Source organism: Geomonas limicola (genome assembly GCF_014193675.1).
Taxonomy (GTDB): domain Bacteria; phylum Desulfobacterota; class Desulfuromonadia; order Geobacterales; family Geobacteraceae; genus Geomonas; species Geomonas limicola.
On record NZ_BLXZ01000011.1, the window covers coordinates 116,664 to 135,837 of the forward strand.

A 19,174-nucleotide genomic window follows, 5' to 3' on the forward strand; every position below is an offset into this window, starting at 1 on the left:
ACCGACCTTTCCCCGCTCAAAAAAAGCGGTTCTGCGTTCCAGGTTCTACGTTGTCCGAGTCAAGGGTGGGTAACGTAGAAGCTAAACGTAGAACGGGTTTTAGGTTAGCGGTTCCGCGCTCTACGCTCTACGCAGTCCCCCTTGGGTTTCAACGTAGAGCGCAGAACGTGGAACTGGTTTTTACATCTCTGGCGCCGTTATACGTTTTCCGGTGCGATCAACCCGTAGTTGCCGTCTTTGCGACGGTACACCACGTTGATGGTCTCGGTCGAGGACTCGGTGTAGACCAGGAAGTCCTTGTGCAGCAGTTCCATCTGCATGACGGCCTCTTCCACGCTCATCGGCTTCATGGAGAAGCTCTTGGTCTTGATCACCACCGGGGCGGCGCTGGCCTCCTCGATGCTCTGGGCCTCGACGATGGATTTCTGGACCTGGCGCTCGCGGGCGTCCGAGGCAGGTTTGTGTGCTTTGATGCGCTCCTTGAAACGGCGCAGCTGGCGCTCGATCTTGTCAGAGACCGCGTCCAGCGAGGCGTACATGTCGTTGGTTTCCTCAGCGGCCTTGATCGTGATCCCTTTAGCGGTGATAGTCACCTCGGCCATGTGACGGATCTTCTCGACGGTAAGGAAAACCTGGACGACAATCGGCTCGTCGATGTACTTCTTGACCCTCTCCAGCTTCTCTTCAGCGTAGCTCTTCAGGGCTTCGCTTGCTTCCATGTGCCTAAATGTCGTCGTTATCTGCATGACTTGGTACCTCCCTTTATTGTAATACACGCCGGCTGCCGCCCATGGCCAGGCGGGGACGGACGTTTAGAAATGCTTCTTGCGCTCCGAGGACGAACCGATGCGGAGCATTTCGCGGTACTTGGTGACGGTGCGCCGCGCGATGACGATGTTGTGGGTGGAGAGCATCTCGGCCAGGCGCTGGTCCGAATAGGGGCGCTTGGGGTCTTCCGCGTCGACCAGCTCCTTGATCTTGCTCTTCACGCTCTCCGAGGCGATGAAGTCCCCCTCGCCGGTGGAGATGCCCGAGTTGAAGAAGTACTTGAGCTCGAAGAGCCCCTGCGGCGTCTGCATGTACTTCGCGGTGGTGACGCGGCTGATGGTCGACTCGTGCATGCCGATGTCCTCGGCGATGTCGCGCAGGACCAACGGTTTCAGGTACTCGATGCCGCGGTCCAGGAACTCGCGCTGGAACTTCACCAGGCTCTTGGCCACCTTGAAGATGGTGCGCTGGCGCTGCTGGATGCTCTTGATGAGCCAGATGGCCGAGCGCATCTTCTCGCCGATGTACTCCTCGCACTTCTTGTCCACCGGGCGGGACGCCTTGGTGTCGGGTGCGTAGAGCGGGTTGATCCTCAGGTTGGGCATCCCCTCGTCGTTCAGCATCACCACGTACTCGTCGCCCACCTTGTGCACGAAGATGTCGGCGGAAATGTACTGGACGTCGTCGGAACCGTAGACGCGGCCCGGTTTCGGGTCGAGTTCGGCGATGATCTTCGAGGCGGCCAGGATGTCATCCACCTCGACCCCGAGAACCTTGGCGGCCTGCTTGTAGCGGCGGCTTTCCAGGTCCTTCAGGTGGTCGCGCAAAAGCGCCTCCACGATGGTCCCGCCCATTCCCAGGCTCGCCACCTGCAAAAGCAGGCACTCGCGCAGGTCGCGCGCCGCGACGCCGACCGGGTCGAACTCCTGGATCCGTTTCAGCACCTGCTCGGACAAGGGGACCAGCACCGTCTCGGCGAAGCCCTGGCTCGCCTCCTCCTTCTGGCCGGCATCGGCGTCGGGGCCAAGCCCCGCCCACTCCAGGAGCTCCTCCTGGAAGGGTGACACCTGCACACAGGCCTCGGCCACGTCGGACAAGGTGGCGCGCAGGTAGCCGTCTTCATCGATGTTGCCGATGATCTCGGCGCCGAGCACCATCTCGCGCTCGGTGAACCGGGTCAGGCTCAATTGCCAGAGCAGGTGATCGCCCAGGGTGGATTTCTTGGTCAGGAGGTTTTCGAAAGAGGGGCGATCTTCGTCGTCGTAGTACTGCTCGCCGGAGCTGTAGTTGTAGCCGTCGATGTAGGAATCCCAGTCGGCCTCCCGGGTCTCCTCACCGGTGCGCACCTCCTGGAAATCGGAGGCGGGGCTCTCGGGCTCCACCTCCCGCTCCCGCAGTTCCAGCTGTTCGGGCTCCCGGACCTCTTCCTGCTCGATCGCCTCGTCCAGGATCGGGTTCTCTTCCAGTTCCTGGCGTACCACGTCTTGCAGCTCCAAGCGGGAGAGCTGGAGAAGCTTTATCGCCTGCTGCAACTGGGGGGTCATCACCAGTTGCTGACTCATCTTCATCTGCTGGCGCATCTCAATAGCCATAAATCCTCTTTGAAACCCTACTGAATTCTTCGGTGAACTCTGGAGCTGCCGGGTACCGAGGCAGTCTCATTGGAATTCCCCCCTAAGTGAAGAATACACCGAAAGGGGCTCATGTGCACGGAAACGCTGGTGCTTTTCTTCGGCCCTGCCGCATTGCCGATTTTTTTAGAGACGGAACTTGTCCCCCAGGTAGATCTCGCGCGCCTTCTTGCTCTGGGAGATCTGCACCGGGTCGCCGCATTCGAGCACCTCGCCGGCACTCATGATATAGGCCTTGTCGCAGACCCCCAGGGTCTCCCGCACGTTGTGGTCCGAGATCAGGACGCCGAGACCGCGCTCCTTCAACTCGGTGATGATGTTCTGGATGTCGATGACCGCGATCGGGTCGATCCCGGCAAACGGCTCGTCCAGGAGGATGAAGGCCGGATCGGTGGCAAGCGCCCGGGCGATCTCCACCCGGCGTCTCTCGCCACCCGAGAGGGCGAAGCCGCGGCTCCCCGCGATGTGCTCGATGCGGAACTCGCTCAAAAGCTCCTCGACCCGCTCGCGCCTTCTTACCTGCGGAAGCGGCATGGTCTCGAGGACCGCCAGGAGGTTCTCCCGCACCGTCAAGCGCCGGAACACCGAGGGCTCCTGCGGCAGGTAGCTGATGCCGCGCCGGGCCCTCAGGTACATCGGGAGCTCGGTGATCGGGTCGCCGTCCAGGAAGACCTCCCCCTGGTCCGGCTTGGCGAGCCCCACCACCATGTAGAAGGTGGTGGTCTTGCCGGCGCCGTTGGGGCCCAAGAGCCCCACCACCTCGCCGGAGCTCACGGAGATGTCCACCCCGTTTACCACCATGCGCCGGTTGAATCCCTTGGCGAGCCCCCTGGTGCTCAGGGTGCTACGGTTTGACATCTTTCCCCCCGCCGGGATGGATCACCGCGTTCACGCGCTCGCCGGGACCGCCGGTCACCTCGCTGCGCTGCTCGTTCACGTAGTAGGTGATCAGCTTGCCGGTGATGACGTCACCACCCTGGGTCACCTTGGGGGAGCCGTCCAGGACGATGCGGGCCAGCTTGGGATCGTACACCGCGTGGGCTCCGGTCGCCTGCCGGGGTCCCTGCAGGATCCGGACGTTGCCGAAGGCCTCGGCGCGGCTCAGGTCCTTGCCGTCGCCCGAGTAGCTGATCACCAGGCGATCGGCGTACAGGGTGAGATCCCCCTGGCGCGCCACCACTTTCCCTTCGAAGGTGGCGGTCTTCTTGTCGTTATCGGCACGCAGCGTGTCCGACTTGATAGTTAATGGTTCCCGGCTGGCGACCGGTGTGGCCTGCGCCGTGGCAACCAGAACAATCAGTAGCAGAAACGGAAGGAACCCGCGCATCAGCGTACCCCCTGCGGCCGGTACACCGCGCTTACGTCCTTCATTACCTTAAGCCTCCGTGCCTGGGTCTGAAACTCCATCCCGGTCCCCTTGAGTTCGAAACCGCCATCCTTGAACTGCACCGGCTGGTCCGTCTCCAACTGCGAGCGGGCCGCTACGTAGGTGATCCGCGAGGTGGAGAACTCGAGCCCCGAAGCGCTGCGCCCGAGCACCTTCCCGGAGAGGGTGACGTCGCGGGTTGCGTTGCGGTACTCGGCCCGCTCCGCGGTCACCTCCAGGTCACCGGTGGAGCCGCTGCCCGCTACCACCAGCTTCACTCCGATAAGGGTCGTGGAGTCGGCCTCCTTGTTGTACTCCGCACGCTCCGCGGAAAGGTCCCAACGCTTGACCCCTTTTTTCGTCTCGGTGTAATGGACCCGCTGCAGGGAAACATCGACCTTGAGAGGAAGTTTGGGGACCTTGCGTGAGGGCGCTCCTTCCTGGTGCATCCGGTACGCGATGGTGCCGACCACGCAAAGGGTGACAACTGATGCCAGCATGACGAGAAATCGCCTGATATTATTGACTTTATGCATGATTTCGGACCAAAGTATAGCATCATAAAAAATGGGTGTAAAGCCTATTTTATTAAAAAGCGGGAGTTTGGCACAGAGATTGTAAAAGGGCGTAAACACAGCAAATGTTTTACGGTTTAAAACAGTGAGCTACAGGAGGGAACACCGGGAAGGGGAAGAACTCCGGCCGGAAGGCGCCGGGTGAAAAAAGGGGTGCGGGCTGCCGAAAACCGGCACCCGCACCCCTTGTGGGTTTAACCTTTGGCGCGCTGCTCGCGCTCGGCAAGTTTCAGGTCCCAGTCGGTCATCATCTCGACCAGTTGCGGGAAGCTGGTCTTGACCTCCCACCCCAGCTCGCGGCGGGCCTTGGCGGGGTCGCCTAACAGGAGGTCCACCTCAGCCGGGCGGAAGTAGCGCGGGTCGATCTCGATGACCGTCTTGCCCGAGGTACTGTCGATACCCTTTTCGGCCTCACCGTGCCCCTGCCACTCGATCGGCATCCCCAGGCGGGCGAAGACCAGCTCGGCGAACTCGCGCACGCTGTGGGTCTCGCCGGTTGCCACCACGTAGTCGTCCGGCGTGTCGGCCTGCAGCATGCGCCACATCGCCTCCACGTAGTCGCCGGCAAAGCCCCAGTCACGCTTGGCATCCAGGTTCCCCAGGTAGAGGCGGTCCTGCAGCCCCAGCTTGATGCGGGCGGCGGCGCGGGTGATCTTGCGGGTTACGAAGGTTTCGCCGCGGCGCGGGGACTCGTGGTTGAAGAGGATCCCGTTGCAGGCGAACATGTTGTAGCTCTCGCGGTAGTTAAGCGTGATGTAGAAGGCGTAGGCCTTGGCGCAGGCATACGGGGAGCGCGGGTAGAAGGGGGTGGTCTCCTTCTGCGGGGTCTCCACCACCTTGCCGTAGAGCTCGGAGGAGGAAGCCTGGTAGAAGCGGGTATCGAGCCCGGTCTCCTGGATCCCCTCGAGGATGCGCACCGCGCCCAGGGCGTCGATCTCCGCGGTGTATTCCGGGACGTCGAACGAGACGCGCACGTGGCTTTGCGCACCCAGGTTGTAGATCTCGTCCGGGCGGACCTCGCGCAACAGCCGGTTGATGGAGCTTGCGTCATTCAGGTCGCCGTAGTGCAGGAAGAGCTTGGTGTCCTCCTCGTGCGGGTCGCGGTAGATGTGGTTGATCCGGCCCGTATTGAAGGACGAGGAACGGCGGATCATGCCGTGGACCTCGTACCCCTTCGAGAGGAGCAGTTCGGTGAGATAGGAGCCGTCCTGCCCGGTAATGCCGGTGATAAATGCTTTCTTCATGGGTCCTCCGAAAACGCGTAATTTTCAAATTAACAAAAATACCCGACCGCAGCCGTCAACGCAAGCAGGATCGGGAAAAGGCCTCAATAGGAGGCCAAAATCTTTTCGATGATGCGGCTGGTGGACCTGCCGTCCACGAACTGGACCAGCTCGACCCGCCCGCCGCGGGCTTCGACGATCTCGCGCCCTACCACCTGGTCCAGGGAGTAATCGCCCCCCTTCACCAGGACGTCGGGCTGCACCCCCTCGATCACCCGCACCGGTGTGTCCTCGTCGAAGAGGACCACGAAGTCGATGCAGTCGAGTGCGGCGAGGATGTGCGCCCGCTCGGACTCCTCGATGAGCGGCCGGCGTTCCCCCTTCAGGCGCCGTACCGAGGCGTCGGAGTTGAGCCCCACCACCAGCAGGTCGCCGAACTGGCGGGCCTTCTGCAGGTACTTCACGTGCCCCACGTGCAGGAGGTCGAAACAGCCGTTGGTGAAGACGATCTTCTTGCCGCGGGAGCGCTCGCCGGCGATCAGGTGGGCCAGCACGTCGAGGTTCTTGATCTTGGTATCGGCGTCCTTCTGGCTGTGCCCCACCTCGGCCACGATCTCCTGGGGGAGCACCACCGAGGTGCCGAGCTTGCCGACCGCGATCCCTGCCGCCACGTTGGCCACCCAGGCGGCTTCCGGGAGCTCGAGGCCGCAGGCAAGTCCCAGCGAGAGGACCGAGATTACCGTGTCGCCGGCGCCGGTCACGTCGTATACCTCGCGCGCCACGGTCGGGATGTGCACGGCGGAGAGTCCGCCGCGGAACAGCGACATGCCGGCCTCGGACCGGGTGATGAGAAGGGCGTCGAGTTCCAGAGAACCCAGGAGGCGCTCGGCGGCGAGTTCCAGGCTCTGCTGGTCCACGATGGCGACACCCGAGGCGATCTCCGCCTCCTTGCGGTTGGGGGTGAGCAGCGTGGCTCCCCGGTACTTGCCGTAGTCACTCCCCTTGGGATCGACCACCACCGGGATCCCGAGGTCGCGCCCGGCCTGGCAGACCGCCGCCAGGACATCCGGGGTGAGCACACCTTTCAGGTAGTCCGAGACGACGATGACGTTGAAACGGCCTGCGTTCTCCTTGAGGTAGCTGAGCATCGCCTGCTGGCTCGCCTCCGCCACTTCGCTGCGGCTTTCCCGGTCGATCCGGACGATCTGCTGGTTGGCGGCGATGACCCGGGTCTTCTTGCTGGTCTTGCGTTCGGCTTCCTCGAAGAGGCCGGCGAGTTCCACCCCCTGGTTCTGAAACGCCTGGCGCAGCAGCGCACCGTTCGGGTCCGCGCCGATCACCGAGCAGATCGAGACGCTGGCGCCTAGGGCCACCAGGTTGTGCACCACGTTGCCGGCGCCCCCCAGCCGCAGGTCCTCGCGCACCACCTCAACCACCTGCACCGGGGCCTCCGGCGAGATACGCTCCGCCCGCCCCCACAGGTACTCGTCCAGCATCAGGTCGCCCAGGACCAGCACCCGGACCTGCGTCGCTTTTTCAAAAAAGGATTCGACTTCTCTGCGTTCCATGAAAGCTCCAGTTCCGCCCGAACGTTGTCGCCCAGCCGGCGGGAATCGTCATTGCCCAGCCTATTTGTGCCCCTTGGCGAGGCGGTCCAGCACACCAGCGGCGAAAAGCGGCAGCATGATCTCGTGGTGACCGGTTAGGGTATAGCCGTGGCTCTTCCCCGAGGTCGGACGCTTCACCACGTTGGTGAGCGGGCGGTAGTGCTGCTGCATGTCGAAGTTGGCGGTGGTGAAGTGATCGACGTGGTGCCCCAGGTTCTGGGCGATGGAAAGCGCCTTCAGAAACACCTCGGGAAGCAGCACGGCGCTGCCGATGTTGAGGTACACCCCGCCATCCCCCAGTTCGGAGACGACGGAGGTGAGGATCCGGAAATCGGTGTAGCTCGCCTGACCGATGACGGCCCCATCCGCCGTGGGATGCTGGTGGGTGATGTCGGTTCCCACCGCCACGTGCACGGTCACCGGGATGCCGCGCTCGGCGCAGATGGCCTGCAGGCTCTCGCTTTTGAAGGGGAGCTCGCGCTCGTTGATCATCCGGCCGATCGACTCGCCGTACCCAAGCCCCTTGGCCACACCGGCCTTGAGCGCGGCGTTGATCTGGAACCCGGTCTCCTCGGCCATGCCGAAGGTGCCGGCGTGCAAGACGGCCCCCACGTCCTCGCTGGTCGCGCCGATCAGGGCGATCTCGAAGTCATGGATCGATCCGGCACCGTTTAAGGCCACCGCGGTAATGACGTCCGCCTCGATGAGCGAGCGCAACACCGGCTGCAGCCCGCACTTGATCACGTGCCCCCCCATGGCGAGCACCACCGGCTTCCCCTTGTGCCGCGCGGCGACCACCGCGTCGATTACCTTGTTCAGGGCCTGGGAGCCGAGCTGCTTGGGGAGCGCGGCCAAAAGGTCCGCGACGCTCATCCCGGCCCTGACCGGCTTGGCAAAGTCATGGGCCACCGAGACCTTGTTCTTGCGCTCGGCGATGGGGTAGGTGCTGACACCCGAGATATCCAACGGTTCATATCGTTTCATGCGGGATCCTTTCTGCTTCAGTAGTCCGGGGCGCCGCTTACAGCCCGGCGTAGCGGCTGTAGAGGTACTGCATGTAGGCCTGTGCATCCTTGAGCGTCTCGACCTGGCGGGCTTCGGGGAGCTCAGGGCCGGTCCTCAGCACCACCTTGCGCGAGACGTTGTCGAAGACCGTGGTCTGCTCCGGAGTGCGCAGGGCAAACCCGGTATAGGAGTTGTAGAAGGCGTAGTTGTTGCGGTGCCGGTTGAACAGGTTGTTGCTCCAGGTAAAGCCGTCGTGGGAGAGCCCCAACTGGGCGAGGACGGTCGCCGCAATGTCGGATTGCGCCCCGATCTCGGCGCGGCGCACACCTCGGTAGGAGGGTTTTATCACCTCGCCGTAGAGCAAAAGCGGGATGTGGTAACGCTCCGGAACGATGTCGCTGCGGTGCAGCGGCAGGGAGTGCCCGTGGTCCGCCACGAAGATGAACAGGGTGTTGGCGTACCAGCTCTGTTTTCTCGCCTGCTCGAAGAACCCCTTGAGGCTGCGATCCGAGTAGTGCACCGAGTTCTTGAACAGCGATATCTCGTCGCGTCCCGGAAAAACCGGCTGCATCGGCACCTCGAACGGCTCGTGGCTGCTCAAGGTAAACATGGCGCTGAAAAACGGGGTGCGCTCGCTGTTCAGATCGTCGATCACCCGCTTGAACAGGACGTGGTCCTGGGCACCCCACTTCGAGTTCATATCCTCCTTGCGGAAGGAGTCGCGGTTCACGATCTTCTGGAACCCGGAGTGCACGAAGAAGGCGTGCATGTCGTCGAAGCGGTCGTCGCCGCCGTAGTGGAACTGGGTGGCGTAGCCGGCCTGGGCGAGGCTCCCCCCCAGGGTCGGCAGCCGCTCCATCTTGAGCGGGTGGTTCAAGACGCTCCCCTCGGGAGTGGAGGGGAACCCGGAGAGCACCGCGGCGATGCCATAGGAGCTGCGGTAGCCGTTGGCGTAGAAATCGGTGAAGAGCATCCCGTCCTTGGCGAGCTCGTCGAAGAACGGGGCGACCCCTTTCTCGCCCCCCAAAGAGCCGATCAGGTCGGCGGTCCAGCTCTCCAGGATAAAGAGGACGATGTTGGGGCGCTTGGTGGTAAGCACCTCCTCGGTGTCGTTGGAGGCCCCGCGCCCCATGATCCGCTCCACCCGGCCCTTCGCCTCGTCCTCGGCGAGATAGACGAAGCTGTTCCCCTTGTGACGCAGGTAGTACTTGACGTCGTAGAGGAGGTTCCAGCTCGCGTTCAGTGCCGCGTGGTTAGCGAACTGGTGTTGCGAGAAGTAGACGAAGCTCGGGTTCATGGGGGCGACCCCCACGCTGCCGCGGATCCCCAGGAAGATGAACCCGGCGCCGAGGATGCCCAGGCCCGCGCGGAGCACTCCCGCCCGCACTCCGCGGCCGCCGCGCTCCGAGTAGAGCCCGGTACACAGGGTGCGCTGCAACAGGACGCCGGCCACCACCAAGAGACCGGCCAGGCCAAAGAGCAGCACCAGGGGGGAGGAGGAGATCGAGGCGAGCGCCTCTTTGGGGTAGCGCAGGTAGGCTACCGTCTGGGCGTTCAGCTTGGCGCCGTACTCCTGGTAGGACTGCAGGTCGCCGCCGGTGATGAGCGCGGCCAGCACGAAGCAGCACCAGGTGTAGATCTTCGCCAGGCTCGCCGCCTTGGGGATCGGGTAGTAGCGGTTCGCCAGCCAGAGCAGGTACGGGACGGCCACCAGGTAGCAGGAGCTGGAGAGATCGATGTAGAGGCCGTAGCCGAATATGCCGGCCAGGGTGGCGGCATCCAGGCCGCGCAACTTGTCGAAGTGGTAGCCGACGAAGGCGATGCGGCAGAGCAGGAAAAAGACCAGCCAGGTGATGCCGTAGCGCAGCAGGAATCCGGCAAAGGCCTTTACTTCGGGGAGAAACCCTTCAGGCGCGCGTGACGCCTTGGAGAAATCGTTCATGCGTTGTTGGTTCCAAGTGCTCTCGTCCGGCCGGTGTCCCGGAAGGGGCTGCCGCCGGCGGTGTACGGGCCGCCCGTGAGGGTGTTGGCCCGAGAAATCAGGGTGCTCGTCCCGGGCCGGTCAGGGGATCTCGGCCAGGTAGGAGACGGTGAAGCGTTCCCGCTCGACGCGGTCCGCGCGGGACATCAGGTGAAACAGCGGCTTGTTGCCGTAAAAGGAGCTCCACTGCGAAAAGGTGCTCATGGGGCCGAGGATCAGGTCGCACCCCGCCAGTGCCGTCAGATCCCCCACCGGCGTGCCGGGTCCGAAACCGACCGTGAGACCGGGGAACTCCGCCGGGGTACGTTGTTCGTCGCTGCAGATCAGAAAGGCGAGCCGCTGCCCCGGGAATTGCTCGGCGAGTTCGTGCATCCACTCGGCGTAGCGGCTGGTGGGGTAGTAGAACTGGCCGCCGTTCAGGGTCGGGTAGTCGCCATGGCGCACGTGCACCCCGACCACCAGGTCGGCCTCGCGCCTAAGGGGCTGGACCGAGCGCTCGGCAGCCTCCTCGAAGGCGGCCACCGGGCGGAAGTAGTCCCGGATCACCCCGGCGTGACGTTCCACCCACTCAGGGGCACGGAAGCGCCACCCCTGCACCAGCACCAGGCGCGCCGGGTCCAGGACCGCATCGACCGCCGGGGAATCGAGCCAGGTCACCTCGGCTCCAGGCTCTTCCAGAAGGGTCACCAGCGCGTTTCCGGCGAGCGGCAGCTTCCGGTTCAGCCAGTTGAGCCCGCGCACCGTCTGGTAGGGAAGCCGCGTCTTCTTGAGAAAACCGGCCACCGGCGCACAATCGAGAAGGCTCGAACGCTCAGGAACCGGGTACTGGCAGAAGACGTCCTTGCGGGTGGTCTCAAAGAAGTCGGCATAGGAGTGGAAGCTGAAGTTCACCACGCGGTGCCCCCGCTCCTCGGCAAAGGCCAGGAAGTTGGCGAACAGCACCAACCGGTTGGCCATCCGCCCGCTGCGCGAGGCTATCACGAATGTCTTGGCTGTACCGGCCATCGGTTACCCCTTCACCCGGCGAAAATGGTTCTTGGCAAAATCGATCCCGAAGAGCCTCTCCAGCACCATGAGCACCTTGTGGCGCCGCTCCCGCCAGGTGAGCCGGTAGCCCGGCTGGGTCTGGAACAGGCCGGTGACCTCTTCTCGCAACAGCGGCTGGATGATCTTCGGGTGGGTCCCGGTGAACGGGCGTAGCGAGTCGGGATCGACCTTTTCGTAGACGTCCTTCTTGTTCTGCCCCCCCTGGTGCAGTGCATCGCTGCGCACCCAGCCGTAGTGGTACATCTTGGCCCCGCTGACCACCGCATTCAGGTACCGGGCACGTCTGCTGGTTTTCAAAAGCACGGCGAAGAGCCCGTCCGAGGGGAACATGAGCCTCAGGTTGTTCCGGAAGACGCGCACCTCGCGGCGGTACCAGCGCGGGCTCCAAGCCTGGGTGTTGTGGTTGCCGTAGAAGTGGACGTAGTCAAAGGCGAGCCCTTCCACCTTCGGGTTGTCCAGGTGCTGGTGCATCAGGTCCAGGAGGCGCTGCTGATCCTCCTCGTGCAGGATCTCGTCACCCTGGATGTAGAACGCCCAGTCGCCGGTGCAACTGTAGTAGGCCACGTTGGTCTGCTGGGCCAATACGAAGTTGCCGACCTTGTAGTTCCAACAGCTCCGGAAGATCTTGATCTTCGGCTCGTTGAGCGCGGCCACCGCCTCTGCGGTACCGTCCTCTACCTCCCCGACGACGACGATGAACTCGTCGCACAAGGGGAGCGCCGAGCGAATCGACTCGCGAAAGGGGTAGCCTAGCGTGACCGCCCGGTTGAGAAAAGTGAAACCACTGACTTTCATGTCCGCCCCTCTAGGCTCCATAGTAACTGCGGTACCACTCCACGAAGCGCGGGATCCCCTCTTCGATGCTGGTGGCCGGGCGGAACCCGGTGTCCCGCATCAGGTCGTCGACGTCCGCCCAGGTGACCGGCACGTCGCCGGGCTGGAGGGGGAGCAGGTTCTTCTGCGCCGTCGTGCCCAGGGCCTTTTCCAGCACCTCGATCAGGTGCAAAAGTTCCACCGGCTGGTTGTTGCCGATGTTATAGATCCGGTACGGCGCGAAGCTGGTCCCCGGGTCCGGTGCGCAGCCGCTCCAGGCGGGGTCGCCCCCCGGCACCCGCTCGAGCACCTGGCAGACCCCTTCCACGATGTCCTCCACGTAGGTGAAGTCGCGCTGCATCTTCCCGTAGTTGAAGACGTCGATGGGCCGCCCCTCGAGGATCGCCTTGGTGAACATGAACAGCGCCATGTCCGGCCTTCCCCAGGGTCCGTACACGGTGAAAAAGCGCAGCCCCGTGGTCGGGATGCCGTAGAGCGCGGCGTAGCTGTGGGCCATGAGCTCGTTGGCCTTCTTGGTCGCGGCGTAGAGCGAGACCGGGTGGTCCACGTTCTGGTGCACCGAGAACGGCATCGCGGTGTTGGCGCCGTACACCGAACTGGACGAGGCGTAGACCAGGTGCCCCACCCCGGTGTGCCGGCACCCCTCCAGGACGTTCAGGAACCCGGTCAGGTTGCTGTCGGTGTAGGCATGCGGGTTCACCAGCGAATAGCGTACGCCGGCCTGGGCCGCCAGGTGCGCCACCTGGTCGAAACGCTCCTCGGCAAAGAGGGTCTCCATCCCGACGCGGTCCGCCAGGTTCAGCCGCACGAAGCGGAACCCCGGGGTCGCCTCGAGCCGCTCCAGCCGGGCCCTTTTCAGGGTGGCGTCGTAGTAGTCGTTCAGGTTGTCCAGACCGACGACCTCAGCCCCTTGGTCGAGGAGCCGGGTGGCCAGGTGGAAGCCGATGAACCCCGCGGCTCCGGTTACCAGGATCTTCTTCATATCCCCTCCTCGTGCGGCCACGGTTCGCGTTGCTGCCCCGCCTGCCGACCGCCGATCAGCCTCCTGCCACGATGAAAGCGTCCGGGTCGACCGGGTCCTGCACCGACCTCACCACGAAAAGCGGCACCGAGCCGTAGAACGAGGCCCACAGCGTGTAGGTGCTCGGGGGGCCGAGCAAGAGGTCGCACTGGGCGAAGGAGTACATGTCCTCGAACTGGTGGTTGTTTCCGAAGATGACGTCGAGCCCCGCAAAGTCCTCTTTAGGCTGCGCCTCGTTGGAGCAGATCAGGAACCTGACCCGCTTGCCGGGGTGCTGCCCGACAAAGCGCCGCATCAGCGCGGCGTACTCGTCGCTGCGGTAGTAGTAGCGCCCCTGCTCCCAGGTCTTGTAGTCCCCCTGGCGGATGTGCACCCCCACCAGGAGGTCGCAGTCCTGCCGCGCCTTTTCGATGAGGCGCGCGATGTTCTCGGCGTGCCTGGGGGCCGGGGTGAAGTAGTCCCGGATCAGTGCGGCGTGCTTGTCGAAGAGGGGGGGATCCCTAAACAGCCACCCCTTCACGAACAGGTAGCGGGTCGATTCGCGCAGCCTGAGGTACTCCGGGCTGGACAGGCTGTAGAGCTCGGCTCCCCGCTTGGGGAGGCTCATCACCTTGAAGAGCGCGTTACCGACACCGAGAGCCTTGCAGACCGAAAAGCCCGTCTTGAGCGCCTTGAAGTAGGCGGCGTGCAGGCGCTTGCCGACGGTTTTGCCTGAGTTGCGGCGGGGAAAGCCGCAGAAATAATCCGTCTCGATGTTTGCGAAGTAGTGCGCGTAGTCGAAGAAGCTCGGGTTGGAGATTTCGTAGCCGTACTCCTGCGCATTGGCGATGAAGTGGGCAAAGACGAAGAGCCGGTTGCCCAGTTGGCCCGACTTGTTGCTGATGATTACCATCTACTCCCTCTGAAAAACTGTTGACGGGTCCGGATCCGGTTACAGGGAACCGGTCATCTTGGCCAGGCGGCGGCAGATCTTGCACCAGATCCGCGCGGGCACGATCGGCCAGTTGATGGCCGGGTAGATGAAGAACCAGTAACTGGGATAGGACCTGAAAATCGGCTGCAGGATCTCGGTGAAATCCTCTTTGAGGTAGCTTTTGTAGTCCTCGCGGGCCGACATGATGTACTTGGACAGGTGTTTCTTGAGAATCAGCCGGTTGATGACCTTGAAGCTCTCGGGGTCGAAGCCGTACTGTGAGGTCAACAGGTCGAAGACCCGGTTCAGCTTCCTGCCAAACACCTCGCAGAACCGGTAGCCGCCGGAGTTCTCGTTCTGCGCCGCCACCAGGTACTCGCGGAAGTAGGCGTTCTCTTCCGCCCGGAACACGGGGGGGAGCGTCCAGCCGAGCTGCTGCAGGTTGGTCGCCCCGAACTCCTCCTGCCGGATCGCAGGGTCAACCAGCGTCTTGTTGATCACGTTGCTGGAGATGAAGGTGAACCAGATGTTGACGTCCTTGACGAATCGGGCGCGGTCCCGGTAGACCTTGAGGCCGCGCTGCGGCCGGCGCGGGCGCTCCGCCAGGTGATCCTTCAGGAAAAAGTAGGGTTCGAGGTAGACCACCCCGTACTCGCCATCCCGAAGCGCCGGGACCAGCTTGTCCAGGGCGCCGTCGAGCAGGATGTCGTCGTCCGAGAAGAGCAGGAAGTACTTCCCCCGCGCGGCCCGAAAGCAGCTCAGGAAGTTGCCATCGGCCCCCAGGTTCTCCGGGTGCACCGTGAAACTGATGGGGTGGCCGGCAGCCTGAAGCGAGGCCACCACCTGCGCCGTGTCGTCGCTGGAGCAGTTGTCGAAGACCAGCAGTTCAACGAGGTCCCGGTGCCGGTCGAGCTGCCCCAGGATGCTCTGAAGCGAGCGCCGTAAGAAAGAGGACCGGTTATAGGTCGGCACCGCGATGGTCAAAAGCGGCGTGTTGATCGAATTCATGCCTTAATCCAGGGGAAAATGTCGTAGCCAGCGGGCCAGTTCCGGTAGCCCCGGGGCTGGACGTCCCAGGTGCGGCGTACCCGGCGCGGCAGATTGCGCCGGAACTGACGCACTATACGTAAAACGGCGAGATTTTGCAACGAAAGCCGCGGTTTGTCACCCGAACAGCCTGCGCACCGGCTGCTTCAGGTAGCGCTTGAAGAGCGCGTTGACCCGCTTGATCAGGATGTAGTGCGGCTGGCCGACCTCCCGGTACATCCGGTCCTGCTCGGCCTGCCACTCGGCCGGCGAGGACTGCATGCTGAAGCCGTCCTCGTAGTAGTTGACCAGGGTCGCCTCTAGGAAGCGGGTGTCGGCGAGGCCGCGCTCGCGCACCAGGCGGTAGGTGAGCAGCCTGTCGCTCATGATCCGGAAGCTGATGTCGTAGTGGGGCATCAGGTCGCGGCGGTACAGGATGGCCTGGTGACAAAGCGGCATCCCCTTCAAGAAACGCCGCACCGACTTGAGCCGTTTCCCCTTCACGTAGCTGAGCGTTCCATCCGGGTTCAGCATGTTGGCCCTGCCGTAGAGCAGCGCCTCGCCGTTTCCTGCCGCGGCGAGCCCGGCGACGTCGGCCAGAAGCTCGTCGCCGGCGTTCAGGAACATGAGGTAGCGCCCGCGTCCCAGTCCGGTCCCCTTGTTCATGGCGTCGTAGATGCCCCGGTCCGGCTCGCTCACGAAGCGGTCCACCAGCCCCTGGTGCGCCTCGATGGTCGCCAGGGTACCGTCGGTCGAGCCGCCGTCAACCACCAGGTACTCGACCCGGTCGTTCTTGTGGCGCGCCACGCTCTCGAAGGTGCGCTTGAGACGCTCGGCGTCGTTGCGCACCACGGTGACGATGCTCACCTCGAACCTGGAATCAGTCATGACGCCCCTTGCTGGTACGGTTCATCTCGATCGCCTTGCTGTACTTGTAGAAGGTGTAGTGGGAGTAGAGCTTGGAGAGGATGAAGCCGGTGTACCCTTCCAAAAATCCCCGTCGCAGCACAAACATCTTGAAGAAGGTGAAGGCCGGCTTGTAGACGAGTTGCGGCAGGCTGGGGCGCTTCCCCGCCTTTACCAGTTCCTCGGCGGCGAGGGTGGAGTAGCGGTCCATGCGCTTTAGGTAATCGGCGATCCCGGTGTAGGTGCGGTGCACCAGGTTCCCCTGAAGCGTCCCCACCTCCCCCGGGCAGACCAGCGCCTCGTGCACCTGCCGCTCGCTGAAGGCGCAGCGGGTGCGGTCGTACAGGCGCATGTTGTAGTCGGGATACCAGCCGCAGTGTTTGATCCAGCGCTCCCCGAAGTAGTTCTCGCGCGCCACCTTGAAGCAGGCGGTGCTGCCGGGTTCCGCGGCGAGGATGGACTCCTTCAGGCGCGGGGTAACCCGCTCGTCGGCATCGATGTTGAAGACCCAGTCATTCACGGCCAGCGAGGCCGCCAGGTTCTTCTGCTTGCCGAAGCCGAGCCAGGCGTGCTCGACGAAGCGGACGCGGTCGTGGGCGCGGCAGATCTCGGCGGTGCGGTCCGTGCTCCCGGAGTCGACCACGACGATCTCGTCGGCGAAGTCGAGGCTGGCGAGGCACGCGCCGATGTTGGCCGCTTCGTTCAGGGTGATGATGGTGGCGCTTATCTTGGTCACGGTATGTTGAGGAGTTGCGCGATGCCGGAGAGCACCTGTTCCGCTTTGATGCTCTCGGAGCAGGGACCGTCCTGGTCGCACTGTTTGCGCTTGCACTTGGTGCAGTGCATGGGTGATTGGATGGTGAGGTTACCCTCGCCCCGGGGACCGGTGAGCTTGCCGTCGGTGACCCGGAACAGCGAGACCGTCGGCGTCCCGACTGCGGCAGCGATGTGTACGGGCCCGGTGTCGCCGGCAACCACCAGGTCGACCTTCTTGAGGAGCGCGGTGAGAGCCTTGAGCGGGTAGCGGTCCACCACGCGCGCACCGGGACCGATCCCCCGGGCGATCTCCGCGGAACGCTCGCGCTCCCCCTGGTCGCCCCAGGTCAAAAGGATCGAGGCCTCCGGGTAGCGCTCCAGTACCTGGCGCCCGAGTTCGATCCAGCACTTGGCGGACCAGAGCTTGGTCTGCCACGAGGTGCCGCAGTGGAACAGGAAGACCAGCCCGTCCGACAGCGTGGACAGGAGGGCCGCCGCGTTGGCGTCGTCCTCCGGCGCAGTCGAGATCGTCGAGGCGAGCCGCATGGTCCGGAAGTCCTTACCGAAGGGGACGCTGATCAGGCGCAAGTACTTGTCGGTGACGTGGTAATCGAGCTGGCGCAACGGCACCTTGCGGGTGGTGAACCAGAGGTTCGGCCACTCGCGCACCGCGTCCTTGGTGAAGCCGATGCGTTGTTCGGCACCGGTGGCCCAGGTAACCAGGCCGCTCTTCAGGTTCCCCTGGATGTCGAACACGAAGTCGTAGTTGCGCTCGCGCAAAGTTTCGCGCAGGGCCGCGATCTCGCGCCAGGTGTCGGGCGCGAAGGGGCGCTTGCGCCAGACCTTGGTGCGCACGGTGTGCAGCATGCTCACGAGCGGGTTACCTTCCAGGATCTGGCGGAAGGGCTCTTCCACCACCCAGTCGACCTCGATCCCCGGCACCACCTGGTGCAGGTAATCGAGAGCCGGGAGAGCATGGATGATGTCACCCAGGGCGGATGCTTTTACGATGAGTACGCGCATTATTAGAACCAATTGATAATTGGCAATGGACAATTGACGATTAAAGTCAGTTGCCTACTGGCATTGGTAGTTGTTGTTAAGCTCTTGCTTCAAGTGGCTACTGTTTGATTGCAGTTCATCGTCAATCGTCAATTGTCAATCGTCAATTGCTTCTGCAGTTCTACCGCGGCCGTTACTACATCCTCCGCCGTCACCTGTTTCATGCAACGGTGGTCGGTGGGACACTCGCGCTTGAGGCAGGGGGCACAGTCGACCTCCTTGCGCACCACCACGGCTTTCTCCGACCAGGGGTAGGTGGTGCGGTGGTCGGTCGAGCCGAATACCGCAACCAGCGGGACCCCGAAGGCGGCCGCGATGTGCATGGGGCCGGAATCGTTGCTGATGAAGAAGTTACAGCGCGCGATGCTCGCCATCAGCTCACGCACCGTGAGGGTCCCCGCCAGGTTCAGGCAGTGTCCCTCGAGCGCGGCTTCGATGTCGCGAGCGATGGCAACCTCGCCCGGGCCGCCGAAAACCACCAGCTTGGCGCCCCAGCGGCGCGCCAACTCGGCTCCTGCAGCCGCAAAGCGCTCCGGATACCAGCGCTTGGCCGAACCGTAGGCGGCGCCGGGGTTGATCCCAATCACGAAATCATCGGGGGTAATGCCACCCTCTGTAAAACGTGCCCTGACCGCCTCACGTTCCGCGTCGGTCAGGCAGAGGAGCTGGTGCTTCTGGGTCGACCGGATCCCGAAGTACCGCAACATCTCGAGGTAGTAGTCCACGTGGTGCAGCCGGGGGTTGAGGCTTTTCTGGTTGAAGCCGTGGGTCAGCAAGAAGCCGCGCCCGTCGGTCCGGGTCCCCATGCGGCGCGGAATCCCCGCCAGCGTGGCGATGAGTGCCGCATCGATGGCGTTTTGCAGCAGGATGGCCAGATCGAAACGGCGCGGGCGCAGCTCGCCGGCCAGGCGCAGCCGGCCGCGGATCCCCTGGTGCCGCCCTTTACGGTCGTAGATCAGCACCTCGTCCACCCACTGGTGCGGGGTGAACAGTTCGGCCACGGCGGGGATCACCAAAAGGGTGATCCGGGCCTGCGGGAAGGTCTCGCGGATGGCGCCCAGTGCCGGGGTGTTCATCACGGCGTCGCCCAGCCAGTTGGTGCCGCGCACCAGGATGTTGCGTACCCGGGTGGGATCGAGGGGGGTACTCATAGGGGCTTGGCCGCCTCCAGCAGCAGGACCGGGATCCCGTCGCACACCGGGAAGCTGAGCCGGCAGGCCGGGCAGCACAGGGCCTCAGGCGCCTGTTCCAGGGGGCCCTGGCAGGCCGGACAGGCCAAAATCGGCACGAGGTTTTCCAGATTCGACATCAACCGCTCCACACAAAAAAACGCCGGTTCCACCTTGGTGGTCCGGTTACCTGCCGGTTGCGCCTGAAGCCGCCGCGACCACTCGCCGCCCGGTTCGCTGCTGCACCGGCAGCAGGCAGCATTCTGCCACAAATGAGAAAGCTT

At 63.7% G+C, this 19,174-nt stretch carries 19 protein-coding genes; all 19 read right to left on the bottom strand.

The genetic code is table 11. The annotated features are described in order from the left end of the window. Positions 1–197: 197 nt before the first annotated feature. The 19 genes from hpf to H7688_RS21585 all read right to left on the bottom strand — a co-directional run bounded on the left by hpf (position 198) and on the right by H7688_RS21585 (position 19,030). Positions 198–746, bottom strand: a complete 549-nt coding sequence (gene hpf, locus H7688_RS21495) for a ribosome hibernation-promoting factor, HPF/YfiA family (RefSeq protein WP_183363305.1) — start codon at positions 744–746, stop codon at positions 198–200. Between the two features lie 66 nt (positions 747–812). After that, the gene (rpoN, locus tag H7688_RS21500; protein WP_183363306.1) at positions 813–2,360 is read right to left on the bottom strand and encodes an RNA polymerase factor sigma-54; all 1,548 of its coding nucleotides are present in this window, start codon (positions 2,358–2,360) and stop codon (positions 813–815) included. A 165-nt stretch (positions 2,361–2,525) separates the two neighbouring features. After that, positions 2,526–3,257, bottom strand: a complete 732-nt coding sequence (lptB, locus tag H7688_RS21505; protein ID WP_183363307.1) for an LPS export ABC transporter ATP-binding protein — start codon at positions 3,255–3,257, stop codon at positions 2,526–2,528. Beyond that, positions 3,244–3,726, bottom strand: a complete 483-nt coding sequence (gene lptA, locus H7688_RS21510) for a lipopolysaccharide transport periplasmic protein LptA (RefSeq protein ID WP_183363308.1) — start codon at positions 3,724–3,726, stop codon at positions 3,244–3,246. The genes lptB and lptA overlap by 14 nt, the downstream gene beginning before the upstream one ends. Beyond that, a complete protein-coding gene (gene lptC / locus H7688_RS21515) occupies positions 3,726–4,265 on the bottom strand; it encodes an LPS export ABC transporter periplasmic protein LptC (RefSeq protein ID WP_246329918.1) in 540 nt (179 codons plus the stop codon). Before lptC ends, lptA begins: the two co-directional genes overlap by 1 nt. 269 nt (positions 4,266–4,534) lie before the next feature. Beyond that, complete coding sequence (gmd, locus tag H7688_RS21520) at positions 4,535–5,584, bottom strand: GDP-mannose 4,6-dehydratase (protein ID WP_183363310.1); 1,050 nt, start codon at positions 5,582–5,584, stop codon at positions 4,535–4,537. Between the two features lie 83 nt (positions 5,585–5,667). After that, positions 5,668–7,131, bottom strand: a complete 1,464-nt coding sequence (hldE, locus tag H7688_RS21525) for a bifunctional D-glycero-beta-D-manno-heptose-7-phosphate kinase/D-glycero-beta-D-manno-heptose 1-phosphate adenylyltransferase HldE (protein ID WP_183363311.1) — start codon at positions 7,129–7,131, stop codon at positions 5,668–5,670. 60 nt (positions 7,132–7,191) lie between these two features. Further along, entirely contained in the window at positions 7,192–8,154 is a 963-nt protein-coding gene (locus H7688_RS21530) for a GSU2086 family protein (RefSeq protein WP_183363312.1), read from the bottom strand. Between the two features lie 37 nt (positions 8,155–8,191). Then, on the bottom strand, positions 8,192–10,117 hold the full coding sequence (locus tag H7688_RS21535) for an LTA synthase family protein (RefSeq protein ID WP_183363313.1): 1,926 nt from the start codon (positions 10,115–10,117) through the stop codon (positions 8,192–8,194). Between the two features lie 120 nt (positions 10,118–10,237). After that, the gene (locus H7688_RS21540; protein WP_183363314.1) at positions 10,238–11,161 is read right to left on the bottom strand and encodes an O-fucosyltransferase family protein; all 924 of its coding nucleotides are present in this window, start codon (positions 11,159–11,161) and stop codon (positions 10,238–10,240) included. A gap of 3 nt (positions 11,162–11,164) precedes the next feature. Next, complete coding sequence (locus H7688_RS21545) at positions 11,165–11,998, bottom strand: glycosyltransferase family protein (RefSeq protein WP_183363315.1); 834 nt, start codon at positions 11,996–11,998, stop codon at positions 11,165–11,167. A gap of 10 nt (positions 11,999–12,008) precedes the next feature. Then, the gene (locus tag H7688_RS21550) at positions 12,009–13,019 is read right to left on the bottom strand and encodes an NAD-dependent epimerase (RefSeq protein WP_183363316.1); all 1,011 of its coding nucleotides are present in this window, start codon (positions 13,017–13,019) and stop codon (positions 12,009–12,011) included. Positions 13,020–13,074: 55 nt separating this feature from the next. Continuing rightward, positions 13,075–13,950: an O-fucosyltransferase family protein gene (locus tag H7688_RS21555; protein WP_183363317.1), complete on the bottom strand. Its 876-nt coding sequence runs from the start codon at positions 13,948–13,950 to the stop codon at positions 13,075–13,077. A gap of 39 nt (positions 13,951–13,989) precedes the next feature. Next, positions 13,990–14,979: a glycosyltransferase family 2 protein gene (locus H7688_RS21560; protein ID WP_183363318.1), complete on the bottom strand. Its 990-nt coding sequence runs from the start codon at positions 14,977–14,979 to the stop codon at positions 13,990–13,992. A 156-nt stretch (positions 14,980–15,135) separates the two neighbouring features. Further along, positions 15,136–15,885, bottom strand: a complete 750-nt coding sequence (locus H7688_RS21565; protein WP_183363319.1) for a glycosyltransferase family 2 protein — start codon at positions 15,883–15,885, stop codon at positions 15,136–15,138. Continuing rightward, positions 15,878–16,639 (bottom strand): glycosyltransferase family 2 protein, encoded by a 762-nt coding sequence (locus tag H7688_RS21570; RefSeq protein WP_246329919.1) that lies wholly within the window; start codon positions 16,637–16,639, stop codon positions 15,878–15,880. Before H7688_RS21570 ends, H7688_RS21565 begins: the two co-directional genes overlap by 8 nt. Further along, a complete protein-coding gene (gene waaC, locus H7688_RS21575) occupies positions 16,636–17,682 on the bottom strand; it encodes a lipopolysaccharide heptosyltransferase I (RefSeq protein ID WP_183363320.1) in 1,047 nt (348 codons plus the stop codon). The genes H7688_RS21570 and waaC overlap by 4 nt, the downstream gene beginning before the upstream one ends. A 128-nt stretch (positions 17,683–17,810) precedes the next feature. Beyond that, a complete protein-coding gene (gene waaF / locus H7688_RS21580; RefSeq protein ID WP_183363321.1) occupies positions 17,811–18,872 on the bottom strand; it encodes a lipopolysaccharide heptosyltransferase II in 1,062 nt (353 codons plus the stop codon). Further along, complete coding sequence (locus tag H7688_RS21585) at positions 18,869–19,030, bottom strand: Trm112 family protein (RefSeq protein ID WP_183363322.1); 162 nt, start codon at positions 19,028–19,030, stop codon at positions 18,869–18,871. The genes waaF and H7688_RS21585 overlap by 4 nt, the downstream gene beginning before the upstream one ends. Positions 19,031–19,174 lie beyond the last annotated feature (144 nt).